This is a genomic window from Methylobacterium sp. 2A (assembly GCF_009806555.1).
Lineage (GTDB): Bacteria > Pseudomonadota > Alphaproteobacteria > Rhizobiales > Beijerinckiaceae > Methylobacterium.
Genome location: NZ_VUOK01000036.1, coordinates 1 through 23,831 on the forward strand (window position 1 = coordinate 1; position 23,831 = coordinate 23,831).

Below are 23,831 nucleotides of genomic sequence, written 5' to 3' on the forward strand. Positions count from 1 at the left end.
CCTCCAGGCCGCAAAACGGCCGCCTGGAATCACAAAACCACAAACCTTGCAATAGCTTGGTTCGGTTCACACCCTAGGGCCAGGACCGGACGCACCGCCTGCGCCCGGCCGTCACAGCCGCGCGCAGGCCGTTTGCCAGCTTAGAAAGCCCGTCCGCGGGCCGCGTGCGGCTTGCCGTAGCGATCGCGGAGGAACGAAACGACTCGGGGAAGGAGGAAGGCGATCAGGATCTTGCGCATCGGGTCACCTCGCGTCACGGCATCGTGAGCGGGCAATGCCCGGCCCAAGCCGCGGTTCCGCTGCGGGTTCGGGATCAGAGCGCCAGCGTCAATGTGACCGGCGCGTGGTCGGAGGGGCGCTCCCAGCCGCGGGCGTCGCGGAACACCTCGACCTTGCGGACCGTGCCGGCGAGGTCGGGCGAGACCCAGAGGTGATCGAGGCGCCGGCCCTTGTTGGCCGCCGCCCAGTCGGGGGAGCGGTAGCTCCACCACGTATAGATCTTCTCCGGCTCCGGGGTGAGGTGGCGCGCCGTGTCGATCCAGCCGGCCTCGCCGCGCAGGATCTCCAGCGCCTCGGTCTCCACGGGCGTGTGGCTCACCACGTCGAGGAGCTGCTTGTGCGACCAGACGTCGTGTTCGAGCGGCGCGACGTTGAGGTCGCCCACGAGGATCGCCGGGCCCGAGACGCGCTTGCCGCCCCAGGCGCGCAGCTCGGACAGGAAGTCGAGCTTGTGGCCGAATTTCGGATTGAGATCGCGGTCCGGCACGTCGCCGCCGGCCGGCACGTAGAAATCGTGCAGCACGATCCCGGCGGCGGCCCCCGCCTCCGGCCCCAGCACCGCCGAGATATGGCGGGCGTCCTGCCGCTCGCAGAAGCCCATCACGGCGCGGCTGTGCAGGGGGAAGCGCGAGAGGATCGCGACGCCGTTGTAGCCCTTCTGGCCGGCGAACATCACGTGCTCGTAGCCGGAGCCGCGCAGGGCCTTCAGCGGGAAGGCGTCGTCCGGGCACTTGGTCTCCTGCAGGCAGAGCACATCCGGCTTCTGCTCGGCGAGGAAGCGCAGCACGAGATCGATGCGCAGGCGCACCGAGTTGATGTTCCAGGTGGTGACGGTGAGCTGCACGGGCGGCGCCGGGGTTCGGATCGGGTCCAGATCCGATAGCGGATTTCGCAGGCCGCGACAGTCCGCTCGCCGTGGATGGGGCAAAAGGCCGTGCGCGCCCGGCGGGCACGCGCTATGCCCGGCCCCTGCCCTGTCCCGGGCCCCTCGTGGAGGCCCTGCCATGGCCCATGCCCGCTCGTTCCTGTTCGCTGCCTACTGGGCTGCCTGGACGACCCTGTTCCTCATCCCCCTGGTGATCTTCCTCCTAAGCGGATCCCCCGAACGGCCGATCCGCGGCGCCACGCGGCTCTGGGCGCGCGGGATCCTGGCCGGGCTTCGGCGCATCGTCGGGCTGCGCTACGTCGAGGAGGGCCGCCAGCACCTGCCCGCCGAGCCCTGCCTGATCGTCGCCAACCATCAATCGACCTGGGAGACGCTGGCTTTCCTGGTCCTGGTGCCGGATGTGGCGATCGTCGCCAAGCGGGAGCTCCTGGCGATCCCGGTGGTCGGCTGGTTCCTGCGGCGCTCGCCGATGATCGTCATCGACCGCGGCAACGGCACCCAGGCCCTGCGCACCATGATCGACGAGGGCCGCGCCGCCGTGGCGGCCGGGCGGTCGGTGCTGATCTTCCCCGAGGGCACCCGCGGCGGCATCGCGGCGCCGCTGCGCTTCAAGCGCGGCGTCGAGCTGCTCTACGGGCGGCTCGGCCTGCCGGTGGTGCCGGTGGCGCTGAATTCCGGGCTGTTCTGGCCGGGCGGCGCGGCGACCCGGGCCGGGACCGTGGTGGTGAGCTACCTCGCCGCCGTCGCGCCGGGCCTGCCGGCCGCGGAGTTCCTGCGCGGCACCGAGGGGGCGATCGACCGGGAACTCGACCGCTGGCGCGGCGCCGGCCTCGACGCCACGGCGGCGTGACGACGCCCGCTACTGCTGCGATTGCTGGATCTGCTGCTGCATCGCCTTGTCCTCGGCCCGTCCGTAATTGATGAAGAACAGGCTGCCGTCGACGCTCTTGCCCTTCTGCAGGTTCGAGAGCGTCACCGTGGTGATGTAGCCCTGCGGATCGGTGATCCGCCACTGCGACAGGGTCTTCACATCGGGATCGAAGAACAGCTGGATCTTCGAGGTGCCGCCCAGCGTCGCGCGATCCTCCAGGTCGAAGCGCACGCCGGTCGGGTCGTTCGCGACGTCGGTGACAGTGAGGTCGCGCGCGAGGTCGATCTTCTCGCGCAGCAGGAATTTCAGCGGCGTCTGGGCGATGAAGTACAGGTCCTGGGTGTTGAGCTTGCGGTCGCGCACCGCCACCGAGGTGCCGTCGGCCACCACCTCCAGCGGCGAGGGCTGGTCGTAATCGAAGCGCAGGCGCCCGGGCTTGGCGAGCGTCAGCTTGCCGCCGATCCGGCGCCCGTCGGCACCGATCTGCATGAAGTTGCCCGTCAGGGTGTTGATGCCGTTGAAGTAGGCGTTGGCCTGGGCCAGCAGGGTGGCGGCATCCGCGGGCTCGGCGGGGGCGACCGAAGCGGGCGCACCCACGGCCGCGACCTTGGACTCGGCCGTTTTCGACTCGGGCGCCTTGTGCTCGGCCTTCTCGGCGGTCTTCGCGGATTTGGCCCCGGCCTTCGCGTCCTTGGCGGCGTCCTTGGCGGCGTCCTTCTTGGGCGCGGCCTTCTTGGCGGGCGCGGGAGCCGGTGCGGCCTCCGGCTGCTGGGCCGGCTCCTCCTTGTGGCCGAACAGGCTGTCGATGAAGGCGCCGACCTGCGCCTCGGCCGGGTTGGCGGTCGCGAGCCACAGCCCGGCGGCGAACACGGAGCCGGCTGTGCGGATGCGGCGGCCGATCATCGGCAAAGTCTCCTGGGTGCCCGCAGGCGGGCTCCGACGGCAAACGAGGGCGGGACGAGGCTTAGGCTCCTCACAAAACGCCCGGGCACCGGGAGTTTTCCCGCTGACCGCAACGGCACAGCGGGAGTTTTGTGACAGGCTCTTAGAACCCCGCCCTGTGGCGAAGATGCGACGCCCGGGCCGCCTTGCGGGAAGCGGCCCGGGCAGCGACTCACTCGTCGTCGTACATCCCGGCCGAGCTGTGCGGCACGCCGGCGACCAGGATCTCGCGCTTGCCGGCGTGGTTGGCCGGGCCGACGATCCCCTCGATCTCCATCCGCTCCATGATCGAGGCCGCGCGGTTGTAGCCGATCTGAAGGCGGCGCTGGATGTAGCTGGTCGAGGCCTTCTCGTCGCGCAGCACCACCTCGATGGCCTGCTTGTAGAGGTCGTCCGACTCGCCGCCGGTCGCCGCCGCGAAAGCGCCGATATCGAACACGGGAGCCTCCTCGGCGGGCTCGTCGGACCGCTCGGCCTTGTCGGCGGCGGCCTTGCCCCGGCCCCGGCCGCTCTCCTTCACGGGCTCCTCGGGCGCATCGTCGGCCGTGACGGCGTCGAGGTAGCTGGGGCGGCCCTGGCGCTTGAGATGCGCCACGACGGTCTCGACCTCGCTGTCCGAGCAGAACGGCCCGTGGACGCGGGTCGTGCGCCCGCCGCCGGCCATGAACAGCATGTCGCCCTGGCCGAGCAGCTGCTCCGCGCCCATCTCGCCGAGGATCGTGCGCGAGTCGATCTTGCTCGTGACCTGGAAGCTGATCCGGGTCGGGAAGTTCGCCTTGATCGTGCCGGTGATCACGTCCACCGACGGGCGCTGCGTCGCCATGATCAGGTGGATGCCCGCCGCCCGCGCCATCTGGGCCAGACGCTGGATCGCGCCCTCGATGTCCTTGCCGGCCACCATCATCAGGTCGGCCATCTCGTCCACCACGATCACGATGTACGGCAGAGGCGCGAGGTCCATCGCCTCGTCCTCGTAGATCGCCTCACCGGTATGGCGGTCGAAGCCCGTCTGGACGGTCCGGGTCAGCACCTCGCCGCGCTCGGCCGCCTCGGCGACCCGGGCGTTGTAGCCGTCGATGTTGCGGACCGCGATCTTGGCCATCTTCTTGTAGCGCTCCTCCATCTCGCGCACGGCCCATTTGAGGGCGATGACCGCCTTCTTGGGATCGATGACGACCGGGGAGAGCAGGTGCGGGATGCCGTCGTAGACCGACAGCTCCAGCATCTTGGGATCGACCATGATCAGGCGGCACTCCTCGGGCTTGAGCCGGTAGAGCAGCGACAGGATCATGGTGTTGATGGCGACCGACTTGCCCGAGCCGGTGGTGCCGGCAACGAGCAGGTGCGGCATGCGCGCGAGGTCGGCGATGATCGGCTCGCCGCCGATGTTTTTTCCTAAGCACAAAGCCAGCTTGTGCTTGCTCTCGGCGAAGTCGGCCGAGGCGAGGAGTTCGCGCAGGTAGACGGTCTCGCGGGTTTCGTTCGGCAATTCGATGCCGATGACGTTCCGGCCGGGCACGACCGCGACACGGGCGGAGACCGCCGACATGGAGCGGGCGATGTCGTCCGACAGGCCGATCACGCGGCTCGACTTGGTGCCGGGCGCCGGCTCCAGCTCGTACAGGGTGACGACCGGGCCGGGCCGCACCGCCAGGATGTCGCCGCGCACGCCGAAATCCTGGACCGTCTGCTGCAGGTTGAGGGCGTTCTGCTCCAGCACGTCGGCATCGACCTCCTCGCTGCCGCCCGGCGCCGGCAGCGCGAGCAGTTCGAGGGAGGGCAGTTCGTAATCGGCGTTCTCGATCGGCGCGATCTCAAGATGGCGGCCGGCCGGGATCAGGTGCGCCCGGGGCGCGACCACGGGGAGCGCGGCCGGAACGGCGACTGGCTCGGGAGCGACCGGCTCGATCGCCGACGGGATCGGCGCGGCTTCGACCTCGGCCTCGATCTCGGCCTCGGCTTCGATCTCGACCGGGGCCGGCTCGGGCTGGGGCGCCAGCTTGCCCCGGAGCAGGACCGGGCGCGGGGTCATCGGGATCACCACCCGCTCGGCCTCGGCGCGCGCGGGGCCGGACGCGACCGGTGCGGGCGCAGCCACGGGCTGGACCGGCGCAGCGGCCGGCGCGGGGGTCGGCTGGCCGGCCGCGCGGATCGCCGCCCGGGCCGCCATGGCGTTGAGCATCGGCGCACGGCGCGGCGTTTCGGGCGCAGGGGCGGCCGGAGGCTCGGCCGCGGCGCTGCCCGGGCCGAAGACCAGCGACAGGCCGGCCGGCGCGGGAGCCGACACCGGGGCGGCCGGCAGGAAGGCGCTGCGGATCGCCGCGTCCGCGGCCTCGCTCCGGGCGGGTTCGGGCGCCTGCGTCCGGCCGTTATCCTGCCCGTCGGCGGGGCGCGGCGGCTGGTCGAACCGCACGAGCCGGTCGAGGACGTAGACCGGGCGCGGCGGCAGTTCGGCGGCCTCGGGGGCGACCGGCGCCGGAGCGGCCTCGGATGCCTGCGGCTCCAGCGCCGCCCAGGCCTCGACGGACGACCAGTCGCCGCCGCCGAACCAGGGCTGGACCTCCGACCAATCCGGCAGGTCGGACCAGTCCTGGGCCGGAACCTCGGCGGAAGCCGCGAGCCCGTTCGGCTGGGCCGCCTCTGCTCCGGCCGCTTGAGCTTCGACCGCTTGGGCGACGGCCTCCTGAATAGCCGGCTCAAGAGCGACGGAGTCGACGGCGACCGGGGCGATCGCGGCCGTCGAGGCGGACAGCTCGACGGCGGGCCGGACCGGCCGACGATCCGGCGTGCGGAAGAAGCGGACTCCCGGCGGGGCGACGAAGGGCTGGCGCCACAGGGGCACCACCTCGGCGTCGGGCGCGGGGCCGGACAGGACGTCCGTGGCGGCGGCCTGCTCGGCCTGCGCTTCGGCGATCCGTGCGCGTTCGGCCTGTTCCTGCTCCGCCTGCTCGCGGGCGGCCCGCTCGGTCTCCAGGGCGAGCGCTGCGGCCTGCGCCTCGGCGCGGGCCCGCTCCAGGGCGACGCGCTCGGCCTCAAGGGCGCGCTGGCGGCGCTCCTGCAGCACCGAATCGGGCGTGCGGGTGTAGCGCACCGCCGAGGGCGTCATGGCCGGAAGCGGCGCGGCGATGGGGGCCCTCGTCGGAGCGGCTTCCGGGGCGTGGTCGGGCGCGATGGCGGCGGGCCGGCGCGGCTGGCGCACCAGCACGCCCGGCGTGGAGGCACTGCGGTCGATCCGGCTCTCGAACACCGGGGCCTCCGGGGCATCGAGGCTCGCCCGGTCGTCGAAGACCGCGTCCGGCCAGACGTGCTCGGGCGGGGCGGTGCGCGGACGCGTCGAGCGCTCCGGCATGTCGCGCCCGACCATCGCGGCCGGCGCGGTCAGCCAGCTCGGCTCCGCCCGGCGCGCGAGGGCACCATAGGCGGGCCGCACCGGTAGCCCGGCGGTCGACCCGGAGAGACGGCGGGTGAGGCTCGCGCGGAGCGCCATCAGCCGGTGCGCCAGGGCTCCCAGAGAGAGGCCCGAGCGGTCGCCGCCGCGCACCGGGCGGGCGGGGTCACGGTGGGAGTACGGAGGCCGTCCCGATGCGCGCATGGGTTCTCGAACGATACTCGAAACAGGGATCCGCCGGTGCGCGGCGGGCTGCCCTGAGTTAGGCCATTCGTCGTTAATGGAGGCTTGCCGCGGGCCGATCTGGCGGCAACCCTATGGGCTTTCGTTGGCGCGACGGGGGGCTTCCGGAACGGGATTCTCGCCCTGCGGGAAAGCCGCCGCGCCCCGCTCAATCAGACCGCTTCGGGACGAGTCCCTATGACATCCGCATCTCCTGCGCCGTCATGCTGCCTGCGTTCATGACGTCTGTGCTGAGGATGATTCCGCATCGGCAAGCCGGATCGATCATGCGCGCGCTCACCGCCATCGCTCTCACCGTCGGCATTCTGGCCTCCGCCCCGGCCCTCGCCCAAGAGTTCGCCCAAAACTTCGCCCGGCAACGCGAACTCAACGCGCTGAACGATATTGCGGCCAGCCAGCGACAGCAGACCGAGATCCTGCGCCGGCAGGCCCAGCGCGACAGCGAGCGGGCTTGGCGCGACGAGAACGCCCGCGTGAACGCCCAACGCGACGCCCGCTCGGCGCGGCGGTTCGACCGGCCCTGACGCACACCGCCGGGCGCCGCTTCCCGGGCCGCAAGGTCTTGGAGAACATGGGTGCGCCACGCGCGGGGTTATTCCCGGACGGCCATGTCGTGTCCCGCCCCCGAACGCCATATAAACGCGACGCCCCCTCGCCCGGACAGGTGCCCGTGACCCAGCCGCCTCCCCCCTCTCCCGCCGATCCCCGGGGTCTCGGACCGGCCGGCTTCCGCTCCCTCTATCGCCACGGCTTCGCCCGGGTCGCGGCCTGCACGGGCCGCAGCCATCCGGCCGAGCCCGCGCGCAACGCCGACGCGGTGCTCGCCCTCGCCCAGACCTGTCACGATGCGGGCGCGGCGCTGGCGGTCTTCACCGAACTCGGCCTCTCGGCCTACGCGATCGAGGACCTGCTGCTGCAGCAGACCCTGCTTGATGCCGTCGAGGCGGAAGCCGCCCGGGTGATCGCCGAATCGGCGTCGTTGCGCCCGCTGCTGCTCGTCGGCGCGCCGCTGCGCTGGCGCCACCGGATCTACAACTGCGCGCTGGCCATCCAGGGCGGCCGCCTGCTCGGCGTGGTGCCCAAAACCTTCCTGCCGAATTACCGGGAGTTCTACGAGAAGCGCCATTTCGCCTCCGGCGCCGGGATCGTGGGCGAGACCATCCGGGTCGCGGGCCAAGGCACCATCCACGAGGCGCCCTTCGGCACCGACCTGCTGTTCCCGGCCGAGGACCTGCCGGGCCTCGTGGTCGGCGTCGAGATCTGCGAGGACCTGTGGGTGCCCGAGCCCCCCGGCATGCGCGCGGCCCTGGCCGGCGCCACGGTGCTGGCGAATCTCTCGGGCAGCCCGATCACGGTCGGCCGGGCCGAGTCGCGGGCGCTCCTGTCGCGGGCCGCTTCGATGCGCGGCGCCTGCGCGTATGTCTACGCCGCCGCGGGCCAGGGCGAATCGACCACCGATCTGTCCTGGGACGGCCAGACCAGCATCGACGAGCTCGGCGTGCGCCTCGCCGAGGGCGAGCGCTTCCCCGAGGGTCCGGTCGCCACGATGGCCGATATCGACCTCGACCTGATCGCCCAGGAGCGCCTCCAGGCCGGCAGCTTCGACGACGACGCGCGCCGCCACGCCCTCGCCTATCGCCGCGTCCCCTTCCGGCTGGACCCGCCGGAGGCGGATCTCGGGCTGATCCGCCGGATCGAGCGCTTCCCCTTCGTCCCGGCCGACCCGACGCGCCTCGCGCAGGATTGCTACGAGGCCTACAACATCCAGGTGGCCGGGCTCGCCCAGCGGCTGGAGGCCACCGGCACCCGAAAGGCCATCATCGGCGTCTCGGGCGGCCTCGATTCGACCCACGCGCTGATCGTGATCGCCAAGGCCTTCGACCGCCTCGGCTACCCGCGCTCGGACATCCTGGCCTACACGCTGCCGGGCTTCGCCACCTCGAACGCCACCAAGACCAACGCCCACGCCCTCATGAAGGCGCTCGGCTGCACGGCCGCCGAGATCGACATCCGCCCGGCCGCCAAGCAGATGCTCGCCGACATGGACCACCCCTTCGCCAAGGGCGAGGCGGTCTACGACGTGACCTTCGAGAACGTGCAGGCGGGCCTGCGCACCGATTACCTGTTCCGCCTCGCCAACCATGCGGGCGGCCTCGTGGTCGGCACCGGTGACCTCTCGGAGCTGGCGCTCGGCTGGTGCACCTACGGCGTCGGCGACCAGATGAGCCATTACGCGGTCAATGCCGGCGTGCCCAAGACCCTGATCCAGCACCTGATCCGCTGGGTGATCGGCAACGGCGAGGTCGGCCCCGAGGAGGCCCGCACCCTCCAGGCGATCCTCGATACCGAGATCTCCCCCGAGCTGGTGCCGATGGACCAGGACGACAGCCCGCAGAGCACGGAAGGGACGATCGGCCCCTACGCGCTGCAGGATTTCAACCTGTTCTACACGCTGCGCCACGGGTTCCGGCCCTCGAAGATCGCCTTCCTGGCGCTGCATGCCTGGGGCGACAAGGAACGCGGCTTCTGGGCGCCGGACTTCCCCGAGGCCAAGCGGGTCGCCTACGACCTCCCCGAGATCCGCCGCTGGCTCGGGGTCTTCCTGAGCCGCTATTTCGGCTTCAGCCAGTTCAAGCGCTCGGCGCTGCCGAACGGCCCGAAGGTCTCGGCCGGCGGCTCGCTCTCGCCGCGGGGCGACTGGCGCGCGCCGTCCGACGGGTCGGCGCGGATCTGGCTCGACGAACTCGCCCGAAACGTCCCCGAAACTTGACCGTCACAAACTCGACGGATTGTGCCATTATAAGCACGGTCAAGCCGATTCTTCGCAGTGCAAGTTTTTTGGACTGGAAAATCGGCTTCGCGGGCGGCCAGGCGGAGGACTTCGTATGCGAAGCTACAACCTGTTCCAGCTCAAGGGCGAGGAGGGCCTCTGCTGCGCGGTTCCGGAGGCGAGCACGGTGCCGCCCTTCATCGGCGCGGGCCGCTGGACCTTCGGCGGCAAGCTCTGCGACGGCAGTCGCCAGCCCCTCGGCTTCGACGACCGGGCCGCCGACACGGCGGTGCGGTTCAACGGCTTCTACCTGTTCCAGACGGTGGACCGACGCTTCGTGGCGTGAGCGGGCTGCGTGTTCGCAGATCATCGTTCGAGAACGGGAGCAGTCGCTTCCGTAGCTCCCCCTCCCCCCTCTGCGGGGGAGGGAGACGTGCGGAGCCGTTAACTGCCCCAGCAGCCCTCGGGCATGAACCTGTCTCCCCGTCCCTCTCGACCGGTATCCACCCGCGACTTAGGCCCCGAGTCCGGTATCCCGGCGAAGATTCCTTAAGGGCTGGCGTGCAGACCTTCCCGGATCGCTATTCTTCCGGAGCCGCCCGATGTCGGAGCACCGCCGAGAGACGCGCCAGAGGGTCTTCCTCAAGGGCCGCATCGTCTTCAACAACGGATCGTCCAGCTTCGACTGCCTCGTGCGCGACATGTCCTCGTCCGGCGCGCGCCTCGTCATGAGCGACGCCACGACGCTGCCGGAGGTGTTCGACCTCTACATCCCGCAGAAGGACCGCACCTACCGGTCGACCCTGCGCTGGCGGCGGGAGGACGGGATCGGCGTCACCTTCGAGGAGCCCGCCCGCGCCCCGGCCGGGGCGGCGCCCGATCCGGCGGCGACCGAGGCCTCCGTGACCATGCTGCTGCGGCGCGTGAGCGAGTTGGAAACCGAGAACGCCGCCCTGCGCCGGCTGCTCGCCAGCATGGCCCAGGGCGATTCGGCGAGCGCGGCCTGATCGTTCACCCCTGCGCGTCGAGCGCCGCGCGGATGCGCGCCGCGTGCTCGGCCAGGACCGCGTTGTCGGCCATGCCGCCCTCGTGGCGCTTCAGCGGCACGCCCTCGCGCCGCGGGATGACGTGGACATGCAGGTGGAACACGGTCTGGCCGCCGGCCGGCTCGTTGAACTGGAACAGGGTCAGCCCGTCCGCCTGGAACGCCGCCTTCACCGCCCGGGCGACGCGCTGCACGCTCGCCATCAGGGCCGCGAGCGATTCGGGCTCGGCGTCGAGCAGGCCCCGGGCCGGCGCCTTCGGGATCACCAGGGTATGGCCCTCGCCCTGGGGCATCACGTCCATGAAGGCCAGCGTCTGCGCGTCCTCATAGACGCGGTGACAGGGGATCTCGCCGCGCAGGATCTTGGCGAAGACGTTGTCGGGGTCGTAGTGCGCGTCGGCCATGCCGCCTCCGGAAAACCTTGGGCGGCGACAGGTTGCACGGGCCGCCCGGCCGCGTCCACATGGGAACCCGCCGCGCCCGGGAACGCTTGCACCGCCGCGGTCGGAGCGGATGGCGTGCAGAGGTTACCGGATGGCGCATGAGAGCACGGGGGCGATCTACGCGGCGGCGGGCGCCAACCTCGCCATCGCGGCAGCGAAGTTCTTTGGCGGGGCGCTGACCGGTTCGACCGCGATGCTCGCCGAGGGCGTGCATTCGCTGGTCGACACCGCCAACCAAGTGCTGCTGCTCGTCGGCATGAAGCGGTCCGAGCGGCCGGCCGACGACCGCCACCCGTTCGGCTACGGCCGCGAGATCTACTTCTACGCCTTCGTGGTCGCGCTGATGATCTTCCTCGGCGGCGGCGTCTTCGCGATCTACGAGGGCATCGCGCGGGTCCGCCATCCCGAGCCCGACGTCGACGCCGAGCTCTTCGGCTACCGGCTGCCCGGGATCTGGGTGAACGTCGCGATCCTCGGTTTCGCCATCGCGGCCGAGGGCACCTCGTTCTTCGTGGCGATGCGGCAGTTCTGGGCCGAGAAGGGCAAGCATTCCGCCGTGCGGGCGATCCGGCGCAGCAAGGACCCGACCCTGTTCACGGTGCTGGCCGAGGATACCGCCGCGCTGATCGGCCTCCTGATCGCGCTCGCGGGGGTCGGGCTCGGCCATCTCCTGGACATGCCGAGTCTCGACGGCTGGGCCTCGGTCGGCATCGGTCTCGTGCTGGTCGGGATGGCGGTGTTCCTGATGGTCGAGACCCACGGCCTCCTGATCGGCGAGGCCGCCGATCCCGAGGTCGTCGCGGCGATCTCGGAACGCGCCCGGGCCGAGCCCGGGGTGCTCCACGTCAACGAGGTGCTGACGCAGCATCTCGGCCCCGCCGACATCCTGGTCAATCTCAGCATCGACATGACCGATGATCTGAGCGCGGGCGAGGTCGAGGGCCTCGTGACCCGCCTCGACCGGGCGCTCAAGGAACGCAATCCGGACGTGACCCGGGTGTTCATCGAGATCCAGCAGCAGGGGGATCACGTGGTGCGGCGGGCGGCCTGAACCCGGGACGCCGCGACGAGGCCGCCCCGCGATCCGCTGAACCCGGCGCGATGATCCCCGCCGGCGGCCCAGACGCAGGCTGCCGCCCCGGGGCCGCGGCGCCTCCACGGTGATCGCAGATGGGACGAGGGCGGGCCGGATCTTCGATCACGCCTCCTCCTGTTTTCGAAGCCGGCAACCGCCGTTCCGGACGACGCCCCGCCCGACGTGATCCGAAGCACCCCGAGCAGGCCGCCAGACCCACACGGCGACCCTTCGTCGAGTCGCGCCGGAGGCGGCCTCGATCCGCGAGATCATGCCCGGTCCAGACGCCGCCGCGAAAGCTGCCGGACAGCGGGAATACAATTGTGAGCCTCTCGGCCCAATCCGCAAATCATGCATCTCCCAAGTCAAACCAAAAGGAAAGATGCTTCGCTGTTCTTTGCAGGAACGTCGTGCCATCCTGAAACCTGTCGACCGCGAGGTCAATCATCGAATTCATTCAGTATAATATTGGAATTTCCGCAACGATGCGCGTCACGTCACTTCTTCGCCTTATGAGCGTCATGGCGGTCTTTTCGATCGGCTACGGCACCCCCGCCATAGCCGACCCGGTCAGCCCGGCGGGGTGGACCTCGAATCTGCCGCTCGGACTGCCCCTTCCCGAGGGCCTCTATTTCGTCGACGAGCCGTATTTCGTCGCGCGCACCGGACCGCATCTCGCCCCCGGGATCCGGGAGGTCGACGCCTTCGTGAATATCCCGGTGCTCCTCTGGTCGACGCCGGTCGACATTCTCGGCGGCCATCTCGAAGCGGTGGGTTTCGCCCCCGCGCTTGGGCTCGGCATCAACCCCGGCGCCGGCAGCGGCACGTCATCGTCCCATGTCAGCGTCTACAATCCGGCCGCCCTCGTCGGTCTGGCTTGGCCGCTCGGATCCGGTTGGTCCTTCGCCAACTGGGCGGGAGGCTTCTTCCCGGTCAGCACGGATATCGGCAACAACATCGGCCTCGGCGGCAACTTCTTCACTTTCGCGGACATCGCAGCGCTCGCCTTCAACAACGGGGACTGGAGCCTGAACGCGAACTTCATCTACCTTCACAGCGGAGCGGACCGATCGACGGGCATTCAGCTGCAGCCTGACACGGCGGATGTCGATTTCGCGATCGTGAGGCACATCGATCGATTCGAGGTCGGCCTCGTCGGCAGCGCGACGACCGACCTCACCGACACCGCGCGCAACCGGTACGGTGCGGCCCGCTCCAGGCAGGTCTCCCTGGGTGGGCTCGTCGGCTATCAGTTCGGCCCCGTCAACGTGGAGTTGCTGGCAACGCGCAGCGTGGTCGCGGTCAATCAGGTCGCCGGCGGCTACGACACGCGCGTCTACGGCCGGATCACGCTCCCGCTCTGGAACCCCGCACCGCCCGCGCCGGCGCCCGTCCTCAAGGCCCGGTACTGATCTCGCTCTATCCCATCTCGCCCCCCTCGACCGATCCGGAGAAAGCCATGACGGGCACGGCCCTCGCGCGCGTAAGCGGCGTGAATGATGACGACCGCCTTCAGTTTGCCATCGACAGCGCCGTACGCGTCCACGCGGACCGCAACGACCGCGAGAGCCGCTTCCCGACCGAGTCGATCGCGGCACTGGCGGAATCCGGTTGGACCGGCGTTCTCAACGCGGCCCACCACGGGGGACTTGGGCTCGGACTCGTCGATTTCGCCGAGGCGTCCTATCGCATCGGTCAGGCCGACGCCTCGACGGGCCTGATCTACGTCATGCATGTCGGGGCCGCACAGACGATCAACCTCTACGGCACGGAGGATCAGAAGGAACGCTGGCTGCGCGACACCCGCGGCGCGGCGCTCGGAACCTACTCGTGCAGCGAGCGGGCCACCGGCGGTCATTGGTGGTTCAACTTCTCGCAGGCCGCGCGTGACGGCGCCGACTATCTGATCAATGCCGAGAAGTCGTTCACCACCAGCGCCGGCCACGCCGACTTCTACATTCTGCAGACCCGTTCACCGGAGGCGCGGGATCAGGGCGATATCACGTTCTTCATCGTCGATGGCAAGGCGCCCGGCATCGTGCCGGGTCCCTGGTCGGCGCTCGGCGTGCGGGCCAACCACTCCGGGGCATTGCGCTACGACGGCGTCAAGGTTCAGGCCCGCGACCGCCTTGGCGCGGAGAACCAGGGGAAGGAGATCATCTACAACGGCCTCTCGCCCGTCTATCTCATCGGCCTCGGCGCGGTCTGGGAAGGCGTGGCACGGGGCGTGCTCGACAGGGCGATCACCCACACGCAGGGTTTCGTCCACAAGGACAAGAACAGGAGCCTGTCCGAGTATCAGGCGATCCGCCAGGAAATCGCCAAGGCCAAGGTGCTGGCCGAATCCCTGGGACCCTGGCGCAGGCATCTGGCCACCCAGCTCGATGCTCTCTGGGCGGCCGGCAAACCGCAGAGCGAGCTCCTCATCGCCTTGACGGAGTTCAAGGTTCACGCGGCCGAGGTCGCCAACACGGCCGCGGCCGCGGCCCTGACGGTCACGGGCGGCTATGGCTACAGCAGCGGCCCGATCGAGCGGGCCTTCCGCGATGCCCGGGCGGCCATCGCCATGGGTCCGTCGAACGTCATCGCCCGGGATTGGATCGGCAAGTCCGTCTTCGGGCAGCCCCTGGAATTGTTCTACGAGGGCGGGGAATAGCGCCTCGAGAGGATCGGCGGTGCGCGTCCGCGAAGCCGGCGGCCGGGTTGCGGCAGGTTCGTGGAGGCCGTCGCGGATCGGGGCCGGCGGAATCTTCGCGTGCGGTGATGCGCCCGACCGGAGGCGGAAGCCGTGTCGTCCCGGAATCGTCGCCCTGCGCCCCCGTCCCGTTCCGGCGAGGCCGCGCGGGCAGGCGCGGTACGCGATCCTGCCCGCGCTCATGGACGCGCCGGTGTCAGGCCGCCGGCGACCAACACGGGTCGGCCCCCGCGACGCCGGCTTGACCTACGCACTCCGCCCGACCTGCTTCAGGCTCAGCGTCCAGACCCGCTCCTGCACCGCCTCGTCGCGGCTCTCCGCCGAGGAGGTCTTCGGCCTTGAATGGGAGAAGTAGCGGCCGGTCACGCCGTCGAGTTCCGGGGCGCTCGCCACATGGAGCGAGGTCTGCGCGCCCTTCTCCGGCGTGGTCAGGAACGGCCGCATCAGCGACCACGCCGTGCCGAACAGGCCGCCGGTGTTCCGGGCGAAGCCCGTGTTGATCACCCCCGGATGCAGGGCGTTCACGGTGATGCCCTCGCCCCGCAGCCGCCGGGCGAGCGCGTAGGTGAACAGCACGTTGCCGAGCTTGGCCTGCGCGTAGGCCCGCATGGCCCCGTAGCGCCGGGCGCCCTCGATATCGTCGAAATCGACATGCCCCCGGTAATGGGCCGCGGAGGCGACGTTGACGATGCGCGGCTTGCCGCCGGCCGCCGCCGAGGCCTTGAGGGTGTCGAGGAGTTCGAGCGTCAGCAGTACATAGCCCAGATGGTCGAGCGCCCAGGTGCGCTCGATTCCATCGACGGTGAGCGTCCGGCGGTCGAAGATCGCGCCGGCATTGTTCACCAACACGTCGAGCCGCGGATAGGCCGCACGCAGGGTCCCGGCGAGCCGCCGGATCTCGGCCTGGGCCGACAGGTCGGCGACGTGCGGATCGACCGCCGCCCCCGGGACCGCGGCGCGGATCCGTTCGGCGCTGGCCCGGGTCTTCCCGGGATCGCGCCCGACGAGGCCGACCCGCGCACCCAGGCGCGCGAGGTCGAGCGCGGTCTCGTAGCCGATGCCGTTGGTCGCCCCAGTGACGAGGCAGACCTTGCCGCGCATCACGCTGTCCTCCGAAGACCGCCTTAGAACACCACCTGGCCGACCGCGAAGGCGATGACCACGATCACGATGGCGATCAGCAGGAACAGGCCGAACAGGATCCGGGCGAGCGACCCTGCGCCCGAGGCGATGCCGGTAAAGCCGAGGCCACCGGCGATCAGCGAGATCACGAAGCAGATGAGGGCCCATTTCAGGAGGGTCATGGCGTCGCTCCACAGGCGCCCGACGAGCGGGCCGCGTTTCGTTGCCTCAACCGGCGCCAAGCGAGACCGTTCCGCCGATTCCCGCCCGAGCCGCTTATTTTCTCAAGCCCGGTCAGGCGGTTTTCGCGACCGGCTGCGCCGGCACGTCGGCGCGCTCCAGCATGATCTCGGCGAGCGTGTGATAGAGCCCGCCCCGGCAGACCGCCTTCGAGGCGGCGTCGGCGAGGAGCGCCGCGATCATCAGCGGGATCATCATGGCGTGGTTCTGGGTCATCTCGGTGACGATGACGAAGCTGGTGATCGGCGCCTGGAGCACGCCCGTGAGGTAGGCCACCATGCCGATCAGCACGAGGGCGCCGACCGGCATGGCCGGCAGGAGGCCATGGACCGTGCCGCCGAGGCCGGCGCCGACCGCGAGCGAGGGCGCGAACAGCCCGCCCGGGATGCCGCTGATCGAGCTCAGCACCGTGGCGGCGAATTTGAGCGGTGCATAGGACAAGCCGGCCGCCGTTTCGCCGTGGAGGATGTTCCGGGCCTCCTCGTAGCCGGTGCCGTAGGCCGTCCCGCCGGAGGCGAGGCCGCACAGGGCGACGCACAGGCCGCAGGCGGCCGCGAACACGATCGGCCGCGTCCGGACGAAGCGGCCCGCCCGCCCGGGCAGCCCCCGGGCGAACAGGATCACGATCCGGCTGAACAGGCCGCCGGCGAGTCCGCCGGTGACGGCGATCAGCAGCACGACCCAGCTCGCATCGAGCGGCAGCTCGGCCTGGGTGGTGCCGAAATAGGTGTAATTGCCCAGGAGCCACAGGGAGGTCAGGCCCGCCGCCACGATGCCGGCCACGATCAGCCCGGAGGAGCGCGCCTCGTAGGCCCGGCCCAGCTCCTCGATGCCGAACACGATGCCGGCGAGCGGGGTGTTGAAAGCCGCCGCGACGCCGGCCGCGCCGCCCGCCAGCAGCAGGCCCGGCAGGCGGTCCGGCGTCAACCGGCCGAAGGCCGCCATGATGGCGGCGCCGACCTGCACGGTCGGCCCCTCACGGCCCGCGGAGGCGCCGCAGAACAGGCCGAGGAACAGCACCAGCACCTTGCCGAGGGCCACCCGGGGGGAGATCAGCGAATAGCGGAAGCGCGCGTCCCGGGCATGCCGGGCGGCGATCACCTGCGGGATGCCCGACCCTTGCGAGTTCGGAAACACCGTGCGGGCGAGCAGCGCGGCGAGCGCGAAGCCCGCGGGGGTCAGCACCAGGGCGATCAGCGGGGAGATCGCGAGGAGCCGCCGGAACCCCTCCTGCGCGAGATCGGCCCCCTTGGCCATCAGCACGGCGGCGAGGCCGACGCAGATGCCCCCCGCCAGGAACAGCAGACGCCCGCGCCAGAGCGGGTAGGCCTCCAGCGAGGCGGAACGCAGGCGCATGATCGAGCGGCGATAGCGGGAGCGCCGCGGGCGGGGGGAGCCGGTCATATCCCGCACGTCGTCGCGCATTTCCACCATGATTGAGCACTGCACCCGCGCTGCCGGAAGGGACGTATAGCGCAACACGCGAGGAATGGCCCAGGTCGCGGCGCGCAGGCGACCGTCTCGGCGGCAACCGCGGCCCCGGTCGGGATCAGGCCGCGCGGACGGTGGCGAGGAAGTGCCCGACCTCCGCCGTGAGGCGCTCGGACTGGTGGGACAGTTCCGCGGCGGCACCCAGCACCGCGCCCGCCGCCGCCCCGGTCTCCTCCGCGGCGCCGGCGACGCCCGCGATGTTGCCGGTCACGGCGCCGGTGCCCGAAGCGGCTTGGCTCACGTTCCGGACGATCTCCTGCGTGGCCGCGCCCTGCTCCTCGACGGCGGCGGCGATCGAGGTCGCCACGTCGCTGATCTCGCGGATGCGCCCGGTGATGCACGCAATCGCCGTGACCGCCTGCTCCGTCGAGGCCTGGATCCCCGTGATCTGCCCCGAGATCTCGTGGGTGGCCCTGGCGGTCTGCTCGGCGAGTTCCTTGACCTCGGAGGCCACGACCGCGAAGCCCTTCCCCGCCGCCCCCGCACGGGCGGCCTCGATGGTGGCGTTCAGGGCGAGGAGGTTGGTCTGCCCGGCGATCTTCGAGATCAGCCCGACCACGTCGCCGATCCGGGACACGGCGGCGCTGAGTTCCTCAACCTGGGCGCCGGTCTCGTCGGCCTCGCGGACGGCGCGATGCGCGAGACTGGCCGAGTTCTGCACCTGCCGCCCGATCTCCTGGACCGAAGAGCCCAGTTCCTCGGCGGCCGCCGCCACGGTGCCGACGTTGGAGGCGGCCTCCTCGGCGGCGGCAGCGACCATCGTGGATTGGCTCGCCGTCGCGGTGGCCGTGAGCGTCATCTTCTGGGCGGTGGCCTGCAGCGCCGTGGCCGAGGCGGAGACGAGCCCGACGATGGTGCCGACCGCACCCTCGAAGCCGTCGGCCATCTGGCGCATCCCGATCCGGCGCTGCTCCTGCGCGGCGAGCCGCGCCTGGACGGTCTCGCTCTCCAGCGCCCGCGTGCGCAGCAGGCTGTCCTTGAAGACATGCACGGCGTCGGTCATGCGGCCGATCTCGTCGGCCCGCGCCGCCTTCGGCACGACCCGGTCGAGATCGCCCGCCGCGAGGCCCGTCATGGCCTCGGTCAGCCCCCGGATCGGGCGCGCGACGCCGCGGCCGACCAGCATCGCCAGCAGGGCGATGGCGGCCACCGCGACGACGGCGCCGGCGAGGAGCGTCACCAGGGTGGGACGCAGCTGGGCAGCGGTGTCGTCGGCATAGATGCCGGTTCCGATGATCCAGCCCCACGGCGCGAAGCCCTGGACGTAGGAGATCTTGGCGGCGGGCGCATCGACGCCGGGCTTCGGCCACTGGTAGGGGACGAGGCCGCCGCCGGACCGCTTCACCTGCTCGACCACGTCGGTGAAGAGGTGCTTGCCGTTGGCGTCGGTGATCCCGGCGATGTCCTTGCCGATCAGCTCCGCCTTCGGGTGCAGCACCATGCGCGGCTGCATGTCCTGGATCCAGAAATACTCGTTGCCCGCGTAGTGAAGTCTTCGCACGGCGGCGATCGCGGCCTGCTGGGCGGCATCGCGGCTCATGCGGCCGGCCCGTTCCTCGCCCTCGAAATAGCCGAGCACGCCGTGGGCGGTCTCGACGAGGTTGCGCGTCTGCAGCTCCCGCGCCTCGGTGACGGCCTGCGACAGGCCCCAGACCGCCAAGCCGATCAGGGCCGCCATGCCGAGAAGCGCGACGAGGGTGATGCCCTGGATGCGGGCGCCGATGCGGACGGTCATGGAGGGCTGTCATCCTTCGCCCCGGAAGAGGGCGCGCAGGCATCGCGGGAAGCGGGGCGGGCCATGCCACCGCGGCTGCGGCTGAGCCCAGCCAGGGAGCATGAATACCCCTAGTCGTGATGTATTGTCGGGACTTAAGAAACGTTGAACCGGATCGAATATAAGATATTATCCGGAGCTTAAACGATAAACATCATGCGTTGAGCGATTACATTCACAGGTTGCATATCCGGTCGGCAAGCGTGCGGTTCGTCCGCCTTTCCGAAGGGCACGGCACGGCCGGCCCTGCCCCCGCTCCAGCCAAGCCGAACGGGTGCATCGCGCGCGGGGTGCGGCAGGTTCGGACCCGGAAACCGGACCCCACCGCGCTCGGCGCGCCTCCCTCACCCCTCCGCGGCGCAAAGCTTCTCCACCGCCTTCACATAGGCCTTCGCGTCGAACTTCTTCAGCGAGTTCTCGCTCTGATAGCGGACGGTGCCGAAGACCTTGCGCTTCTGCCAGGGGCGGTCGTGCAGGCCGTAGACCCAGGCGACGTTGGTGAAGGAATTCGGGTCGCGCCCGTCCAGGAAGTAGCGGTTGTTCAGCCGGAGCGTGCGGGCGAACCCCTCCTCGGGCGAGGGGGACCATTCGAGGATCTTCTTGCCCCAGTACATGCGCAGCTGATTGTGCATGTAGCCGGTCTCGCGCATCTCCCGCATCGCGGCGTTCCAGTAGCGGTCGTGGGTCTCGCCGGCCGCCAGCTCTTCCTCCGAATAGGCGTGCGGACGCTCGTCCTCCGCGTGCTCGGCGAGCGTCTTGCGCGCCCAGTCCGGCACGGCTTTCTCGTAGGAATCGTAGCCCTGCGTGTAGAAGACGTGGTTCATCGCGAGCTCGCGCCGGACGATCAGCTCCTCCAGATAGGCGCCGCGGTCGTCATCGTCGCCCGTCCTGGCCGCGCGCACCGCCAGGGCGATCTCCACGGGTGAGATCTGCCCGAAATGCAGGTAGGGACTCATATGCGAGGCGGCGGCCGCCTCCGGCATGTTGCGGTCCGCGCCGTAGCCCGCGAACCCGTCCTTCAGGAAAGCCTTCAGGCGCCTGCGGGCCTGGGTCTCGCCGCCGGTGAAGCGATTCACCGGCCCCACCACCCGGTCGAGGGTCATCCCGGCGAGCACCGCCTCGGGATCCGAGACGTCGATCGCGCTCTCGAGCTTGAGCGGGCCGGCGGCGTGCTTGGGCTTGCGCGGCTTCAATTCGGCGATGAACGGGTCCCACAGCCGGTTCAGCTTCGGCCGGAGGGTGCGGGCGGCGAATTCGTGCTTCTTCGAGGCGGTCTCGACCGGCACCACCACGTCGCCCTCGACCTGGACGATCCGGGTCTTCACCGCTTTGGCGATCTCCGCGTACCAGCCCTTCTGGATGGCGAGGTAGCCGCGGTCGAGGACGAGGAGCGCCGCCTCCTCGGCGAGATCGATCGCGACCTGCGCGGGTGAGGCCTTGCGCATGACGAAGCCGATTCCGCGCGCCTCCAGGCCCGCCTTCGCATCCGCGAGACCCTGGAGCAGGAAGGCGTAGTGCCGGGCGTTGGCCTCGGGAAAGCCGCTCGCGCCGTCGAGCAGGCCGAAGCAGGCGACCACCGGCAGGTTCAGGCGGTTCGCCTCCTCGATGGCGAGTTCGAGGGCCGGGTTGAACGTCGCCCGGTTGGCCTGCTGCAGCAGATAGAGGACGTAGGCCCCGTCTTCACGCGGCGCGACATCGTTGAGAACCCGAATCCGCTCGCCCTGGATCGCCATGCTGACCCTGATTCCCGCTTTGCGCCGCGCGCCGAAGACTCTTTGCGCCGCGCGCCGAAGACTTGGCCGGAGAGCTAGAGCGGATTGCGTCTTCGTCTCTCCGCGGTGCAAACACGCGCAGCGATAGTCGAACCGCAGGGATGCGACCGGGATCAGCGACCCAAACGTGCATCAGGTCAGCGACTTACGCATCGATCGACGCCTTTCGGAGCCGGCTAATCTGACTTCGACCGTCCCTCAGGCGCCTGCGGCATTTTCAACACAGATCCCCGGAGATACGTGTGCGGCCGCATAAAAGGACAGGGGTGCTGTCCTGATGGCCTTGAAAATTTCAGCCCGACGCGCAGATTGTGCAGCGCGGGATGGCGATGGCGTCGCGGTCCCGCAGCCCTTCTTGGGCGTTTCCTCCCTAGACTTCGGGCCGCCCCCTCGTGGGGTGGCCTTTTTTCTGTCCGGCCCCTTGGCCGACCCGCCTCTGTCACCGAAGCCTGCCCCGAGCGGCTGGATCCCGGCGGATCGCGGCGCCATGCTGGCGCCGAGCGCCGGAACAGGCGCGGGAGGACACGCCCCGATGATCGCGACCCGGATCTCTGCCGCGCTGCCGGCGCTCGCCTGCCTGCTCGCCCTCGCCCACCCCGCGCCGGCCGCGGAGCCGCCGCGCTTCCAGGTCGATCCATCCTGGCCGAAGCCGCTGCCGAACGACTGGATCCTGGGTCAGGCCGCGGGTGTCGCGGTGGACGCGCAGGACCATGTCTGGGTGATCCAGCGGCCCCGCACCCTCACCGACGACGAGAAGGCCGCGAGCCTCGATCCGCCCCGGACCAAATGCTGCAAGCCGGCGCCGCCGGTTCTGGAATTCGACCAGGCCGGCAACCTGCTGCGGAGCTGGGGCGGCCCCGGCACCGGCTATGACTGGCCGACCAACGAGCATGGCATCCAGATCGACGGCCAGGGCTTCGTCTGGATCGCCGGCAACGGCGACACGGACGGGCAGCTCCTGAAATTCACGCCCGCGGGCAAGTTCGTGCTGCAGATCGGCAAGGCCGGACCTCAGACCGACAGCCGCGACACCAGCCGTCTCGGCAAACCCGCCAATGTCGATTTCGACATGGCGGCGAACGAAGTCTACGTGGCGGACGGCTACTACAACCATCGCATCATCGTGTTCGACCGGGACACCGGCGCGTTCAAGCGGATGTGGGGCGCCTACGGCAAGCCGCCCACCGACGACAAGCTCGGCCCCTACGATCCGGCAGCCGCCCCGGCCCGGCAATTCGCCAATCCGGTCCACTGCGTGCGCATCGCCAAGGACGGGCTGGTCTATGTCTGCGACCGGACCAACGATCGCGTCCAGGTATTCAGGAAGGACGGGAGCTTCGTCACGGAGTTCTTCGTGGAGAAGAACACGCGGGCCAACGGCTCGGTCTGGGAGCTGGCCCTGTGGCCGGACGCGGACCAGACCTACCTGTTGAATGCCGACGGGGCCAACAACGAGGTCCGCACCCTCGAACGCGCCACCGGCGCGGTGGTGGGCGCCTTCGGCCGGAACGGGCGCATGGCCGGCCAGTTCCACTGGATCCACAACCTCGCGGTCGATTCGCACGGGGATGTCTTCACCACCGAGGTCGATACCGGCAAGCGGGCGCAGAAATTCGTCCCGGTGGGGGATGTCGGCCTGCCCCGGCGCGCCCCGTAGATGGGCATAGCCGGCGCTGCGGATGGGGCCCGCTGGGCGGAACGGCCGAGGACCGGACGTTCCCGTCACGGGATATCCGCTCCCGGGTGACAGGCCCGGACGGCCCCGATCATGGCGCCCGGCAAACCCTCGCTTCCCGGCGGCGTTGCCCTAGATCCGGGCCGCTGCGCGATCGACGCAACCGAGCCTTCCGGATAGCGACCGGGGCGCTCCGTCCCGGCCGCGCGGCCGCCGGGACGCTTTGTGAAGACCCTCGGCCTGCCGCATGATGGGCAGACCGAAACCCGCTCAGGGAGAAGGAACGCCATGATCCTGATCAGCGTGATGTACCCGGCCGGCCCGAGCTTCGACATGGGCTATTATCTCGGCCATCACATGCCGTTGGTGCGGGAGCGCTGGTCGGCGCTCGGCCTGCACGACGCCAAGGTGGTGAAGGGCACCGGGACACCGGACGGCGGCACAGCGCCGTTCCAGGTCATGGCGCTGCTGACCTTCGCGTCCGCGGAGGCCTTTCAGAAGGCTGTGGCCGCCCACGGCAACGAGATCTTCGCCGACATCCCGAACTTCACCCAGGCCCAGGCGCAGGTTCAGATCAACGACTTCGCGGAGAGCCCGTGATCGATATCGTCAAGGCGGTGCAGGAGGCCGACCCGAGCCTCGGTACCTACGTCATCGTGCTGCGGGGCGACTCGCGGGCTCTGGAGGGGCCGGAGCACCTGACCCCGGAGGCGCAGGCCTGGCTGTCGGACCATGCCCCCGGCGGTCGCCTCGCGCGGGTGAGGATCCGCCTCGCGCCCCATCCGGGCGCGGAGCCGGCCGAGCGGGCGGTGAGCGTCATGGCCTTCGCGCAGGCGCGGGAGCTTGCCGCCTTCGCGACGACCTGGACCGGCGATCCCTTGCCGGACGAGGCGTGACGAACACGCGCCGCCGGCGTGTTCGCGGCGTTTGCGCCCGCCGGCCCTCCACGCGATTCCGCGGTGAAGGGCCGGCGGGCCGAGCAGAAGCACCCGGTCTGGTATCCGGGTGCTGGATTGTCGCCATCGGTCCGCCGACGAACGCCGCGGCTGCCAACCGATAGACAGGCCAGCGCAGCGGCCCGCCAGGTGCTCCCGCTCAATCGTGAAGCCTCGGTTAAGCC

General features: G+C 70.3%; 20 protein-coding genes. 11 read left to right on the forward strand and 9 right to left on the reverse strand.

Going from position 1 to position 23,831, the window contains the following annotated elements; translation table 11 throughout:
- Window positions 1-313 precede the first annotated feature (313 nt).
- Window positions 314-1,123: an exodeoxyribonuclease III gene (xth, locus tag FVE89_RS17740; protein ID WP_160535279.1), complete on the reverse strand. Its 810-nt coding sequence runs from the start codon at window positions 1,121-1,123 to the stop codon at window positions 314-316.
- Between the two features lie 160 nt (window positions 1,124-1,283).
- Here xth and FVE89_RS17745 point away from each other — a divergent pair, with 160 nt between their 5' ends.
- Complete coding sequence (locus tag FVE89_RS17745) at window positions 1,284-2,015, forward strand: lysophospholipid acyltransferase family protein (protein ID WP_160535280.1); 732 nt, start codon at window positions 1,284-1,286, stop codon at window positions 2,013-2,015.
- A 9-nt stretch (window positions 2,016-2,024) separates the two neighbouring features.
- On the opposite strand, the gene FVE89_RS17750 is transcribed toward FVE89_RS17745, so the two are convergent.
- Both FVE89_RS17750 and FVE89_RS17755 read right to left on the reverse strand, forming a co-directional pair.
- The gene (locus FVE89_RS17750; protein WP_160535281.1) at window positions 2,025-2,939 is read right to left on the reverse strand and encodes an outer-membrane lipoprotein carrier protein LolA; all 915 of its coding nucleotides are present in this window, start codon (window positions 2,937-2,939) and stop codon (window positions 2,025-2,027) included.
- 211 nt (window positions 2,940-3,150) lie between these two features.
- Window positions 3,151-6,465 carry a DNA translocase FtsK gene (locus FVE89_RS17755; RefSeq protein WP_246730977.1) on the reverse strand — a complete coding sequence of 1,105 codons (3,315 nt, stop codon included), beginning with the start codon at window positions 6,463-6,465 and terminating at the stop codon, window positions 3,151-3,153.
- 410 nt (window positions 6,466-6,875) lie between these two features.
- Here FVE89_RS17755 and FVE89_RS17760 point away from each other — a divergent pair, with 410 nt between their 5' ends.
- The 4 genes from FVE89_RS17760 (at window position 6,876) to FVE89_RS17775 (ending at window position 10,386) form a co-directional block, all read left to right on the forward strand.
- Entirely contained in the window at window positions 6,876-7,133 is a 258-nt protein-coding gene (locus FVE89_RS17760; protein ID WP_210254062.1) for a hypothetical protein, read from the forward strand.
- A 146-nt stretch (window positions 7,134-7,279) separates the two neighbouring features.
- Window positions 7,280-9,379 carry an NAD(+) synthase gene (locus tag FVE89_RS17765; protein WP_160535284.1) on the forward strand — a complete coding sequence of 700 codons (2,100 nt, stop codon included), beginning with the start codon at window positions 7,280-7,282 and terminating at the stop codon, window positions 9,377-9,379.
- 115 nt (window positions 9,380-9,494) lie between these two features.
- Window positions 9,495-9,725, forward strand: a complete 231-nt coding sequence (locus FVE89_RS17770; RefSeq protein ID WP_160535285.1) for a hypothetical protein — start codon at window positions 9,495-9,497, stop codon at window positions 9,723-9,725.
- 256 nt (window positions 9,726-9,981) lie between these two features.
- On the forward strand, window positions 9,982-10,386 hold the full coding sequence (locus FVE89_RS17775) for a PilZ domain-containing protein (RefSeq protein ID WP_160535286.1): 405 nt from the start codon (window positions 9,982-9,984) through the stop codon (window positions 10,384-10,386).
- Between the two features lie 4 nt (window positions 10,387-10,390).
- On the opposite strand, the gene FVE89_RS17780 is transcribed toward FVE89_RS17775, so the two are convergent.
- Window positions 10,391-10,828: an HIT family protein gene (locus FVE89_RS17780; RefSeq protein ID WP_160535287.1), complete on the reverse strand. Its 438-nt coding sequence runs from the start codon at window positions 10,826-10,828 to the stop codon at window positions 10,391-10,393.
- 130 nt (window positions 10,829-10,958) lie between these two features.
- Between FVE89_RS17780 and FVE89_RS17785 the strand changes: the two genes are divergently transcribed.
- The 3 genes from FVE89_RS17785 (at window position 10,959) to FVE89_RS17795 (ending at window position 14,598) form a co-directional block, all read left to right on the forward strand.
- Window positions 10,959-11,918 carry a cation diffusion facilitator family transporter gene (locus FVE89_RS17785; protein WP_160535288.1) on the forward strand — a complete coding sequence of 320 codons (960 nt, stop codon included), beginning with the start codon at window positions 10,959-10,961 and terminating at the stop codon, window positions 11,916-11,918.
- 545 nt (window positions 11,919-12,463) lie between these two features.
- Window positions 12,464-13,354, forward strand: a complete 891-nt coding sequence (locus FVE89_RS17790) for a transporter (RefSeq protein WP_160535289.1) — start codon at window positions 12,464-12,466, stop codon at window positions 13,352-13,354.
- Between the two features lie 47 nt (window positions 13,355-13,401).
- On the forward strand, window positions 13,402-14,598 hold the full coding sequence (locus FVE89_RS17795) for an acyl-CoA dehydrogenase family protein (protein ID WP_160535290.1): 1,197 nt from the start codon (window positions 13,402-13,404) through the stop codon (window positions 14,596-14,598).
- A gap of 285 nt (window positions 14,599-14,883) precedes the next feature.
- On the opposite strand, the gene FVE89_RS17800 is transcribed toward FVE89_RS17795, so the two are convergent.
- The 5 genes from FVE89_RS17800 to FVE89_RS17820 all read right to left on the reverse strand — a co-directional run bounded on the left by FVE89_RS17800 (window position 14,884) and on the right by FVE89_RS17820 (window position 20,997).
- Window positions 14,884-15,738 carry an SDR family oxidoreductase gene (locus tag FVE89_RS17800; protein ID WP_160535291.1) on the reverse strand — a complete coding sequence of 285 codons (855 nt, stop codon included), beginning with the start codon at window positions 15,736-15,738 and terminating at the stop codon, window positions 14,884-14,886.
- A gap of 23 nt (window positions 15,739-15,761) precedes the next feature.
- Window positions 15,762-15,941: a DUF1328 domain-containing protein gene (locus FVE89_RS17805; RefSeq protein ID WP_160535292.1), complete on the reverse strand. Its 180-nt coding sequence runs from the start codon at window positions 15,939-15,941 to the stop codon at window positions 15,762-15,764.
- Window positions 15,942-16,053: 112 nt separating this feature from the next.
- Entirely contained in the window at window positions 16,054-17,403 is a 1,350-nt protein-coding gene (locus FVE89_RS17810) for a chloride channel protein (protein WP_160535293.1), read from the reverse strand.
- A 145-nt stretch (window positions 17,404-17,548) separates the two neighbouring features.
- Window positions 17,549-19,225, reverse strand: a complete 1,677-nt coding sequence (locus FVE89_RS17815) for a cache domain-containing protein (RefSeq protein WP_160535294.1) — start codon at window positions 19,223-19,225, stop codon at window positions 17,549-17,551.
- A 383-nt stretch (window positions 19,226-19,608) separates the two neighbouring features.
- The gene (locus FVE89_RS17820; RefSeq protein WP_160535295.1) at window positions 19,609-20,997 is read right to left on the reverse strand and encodes a deoxyribodipyrimidine photo-lyase; all 1,389 of its coding nucleotides are present in this window, start codon (window positions 20,995-20,997) and stop codon (window positions 19,609-19,611) included.
- Window positions 20,998-21,568: 571 nt separating this feature from the next.
- Between FVE89_RS17820 and FVE89_RS17825 the strand changes: the two genes are divergently transcribed.
- From FVE89_RS17825 to FVE89_RS17835, 3 genes are all read left to right on the forward strand, one after another.
- A complete protein-coding gene (locus tag FVE89_RS17825; RefSeq protein WP_246730966.1) occupies window positions 21,569-22,693 on the forward strand; it encodes a hypothetical protein in 1,125 nt (374 codons plus the stop codon).
- Window positions 22,694-22,999: 306 nt separating this feature from the next.
- Window positions 23,000-23,311 (forward strand): EthD family reductase, encoded by a 312-nt coding sequence (locus FVE89_RS17830; protein ID WP_160535296.1) that lies wholly within the window; start codon window positions 23,000-23,002, stop codon window positions 23,309-23,311.
- Entirely contained in the window at window positions 23,308-23,607 is a 300-nt protein-coding gene (locus tag FVE89_RS17835; RefSeq protein WP_160535297.1) for a hypothetical protein, read from the forward strand. The genes FVE89_RS17830 and FVE89_RS17835 overlap by 4 nt, the downstream gene beginning before the upstream one ends.
- The last annotated feature ends 224 nt before the right edge of the window (window positions 23,608-23,831 follow it).

Coding starts and splice junctions, on each gene's coding strand:
- FVE89_RS17745 (WP_160535280.1), top strand. CDS start 1,284: ATGGCCCATGCCCGCTCGTTCCTGTTCGCTGCCTACTGGGCTGCCTGG.
- FVE89_RS17750 (WP_160535281.1), bottom strand. CDS start 2,939: ATGATCGGCCGCCGCATCCGCACAGCCGGCTCCGTGTTCGCCGCCGGG.
- FVE89_RS17755 (WP_246730977.1), bottom strand. CDS start 6,465: ATGGCGCTCCGCGCGAGCCTCACCCGCCGTCTCTCCGGGTCGACCGCC.
- FVE89_RS17760 (WP_210254062.1), top strand. CDS start 6,876: ATGCGCGCGCTCACCGCCATCGCTCTCACCGTCGGCATTCTGGCCTCC.
- FVE89_RS17770 (WP_160535285.1), top strand. CDS start 9,495: ATGCGAAGCTACAACCTGTTCCAGCTCAAGGGCGAGGAGGGCCTCTGC.
- FVE89_RS17775 (WP_160535286.1), top strand. CDS start 9,982: ATGTCGGAGCACCGCCGAGAGACGCGCCAGAGGGTCTTCCTCAAGGGC.
- FVE89_RS17780 (WP_160535287.1), bottom strand. CDS start 10,828: ATGGCCGACGCGCACTACGACCCCGACAACGTCTTCGCCAAGATCCTG.
- FVE89_RS17785 (WP_160535288.1), top strand. CDS start 10,959: ATGGCGCATGAGAGCACGGGGGCGATCTACGCGGCGGCGGGCGCCAAC.
- FVE89_RS17790 (WP_160535289.1), top strand. CDS start 12,464: ATGGCGGTCTTTTCGATCGGCTACGGCACCCCCGCCATAGCCGACCCG.
- FVE89_RS17795 (WP_160535290.1), top strand. CDS start 13,402: ATGACGGGCACGGCCCTCGCGCGCGTAAGCGGCGTGAATGATGACGAC.
- FVE89_RS17800 (WP_160535291.1), bottom strand. CDS start 15,738: ATGCGCGGCAAGGTCTGCCTCGTCACTGGGGCGACCAACGGCATCGGC.
- FVE89_RS17805 (WP_160535292.1), bottom strand. CDS start 15,941: ATGACCCTCCTGAAATGGGCCCTCATCTGCTTCGTGATCTCGCTGATC.
- FVE89_RS17810 (WP_160535293.1), bottom strand. CDS start 17,403: ATGACCGGCTCCCCCCGCCCGCGGCGCTCCCGCTATCGCCGCTCGATC.
- FVE89_RS17815 (WP_160535294.1), bottom strand. CDS start 19,225: ATGACCGTCCGCATCGGCGCCCGCATCCAGGGCATCACCCTCGTCGCG.
- FVE89_RS17820 (WP_160535295.1), bottom strand. CDS start 20,997: ATGGCGATCCAGGGCGAGCGGATTCGGGTTCTCAACGATGTCGCGCCG.
- FVE89_RS17825 (WP_246730966.1), top strand. CDS start 21,569: ATGATCGCGACCCGGATCTCTGCCGCGCTGCCGGCGCTCGCCTGCCTG.
- FVE89_RS17830 (WP_160535296.1), top strand. CDS start 23,000: ATGATCCTGATCAGCGTGATGTACCCGGCCGGCCCGAGCTTCGACATG.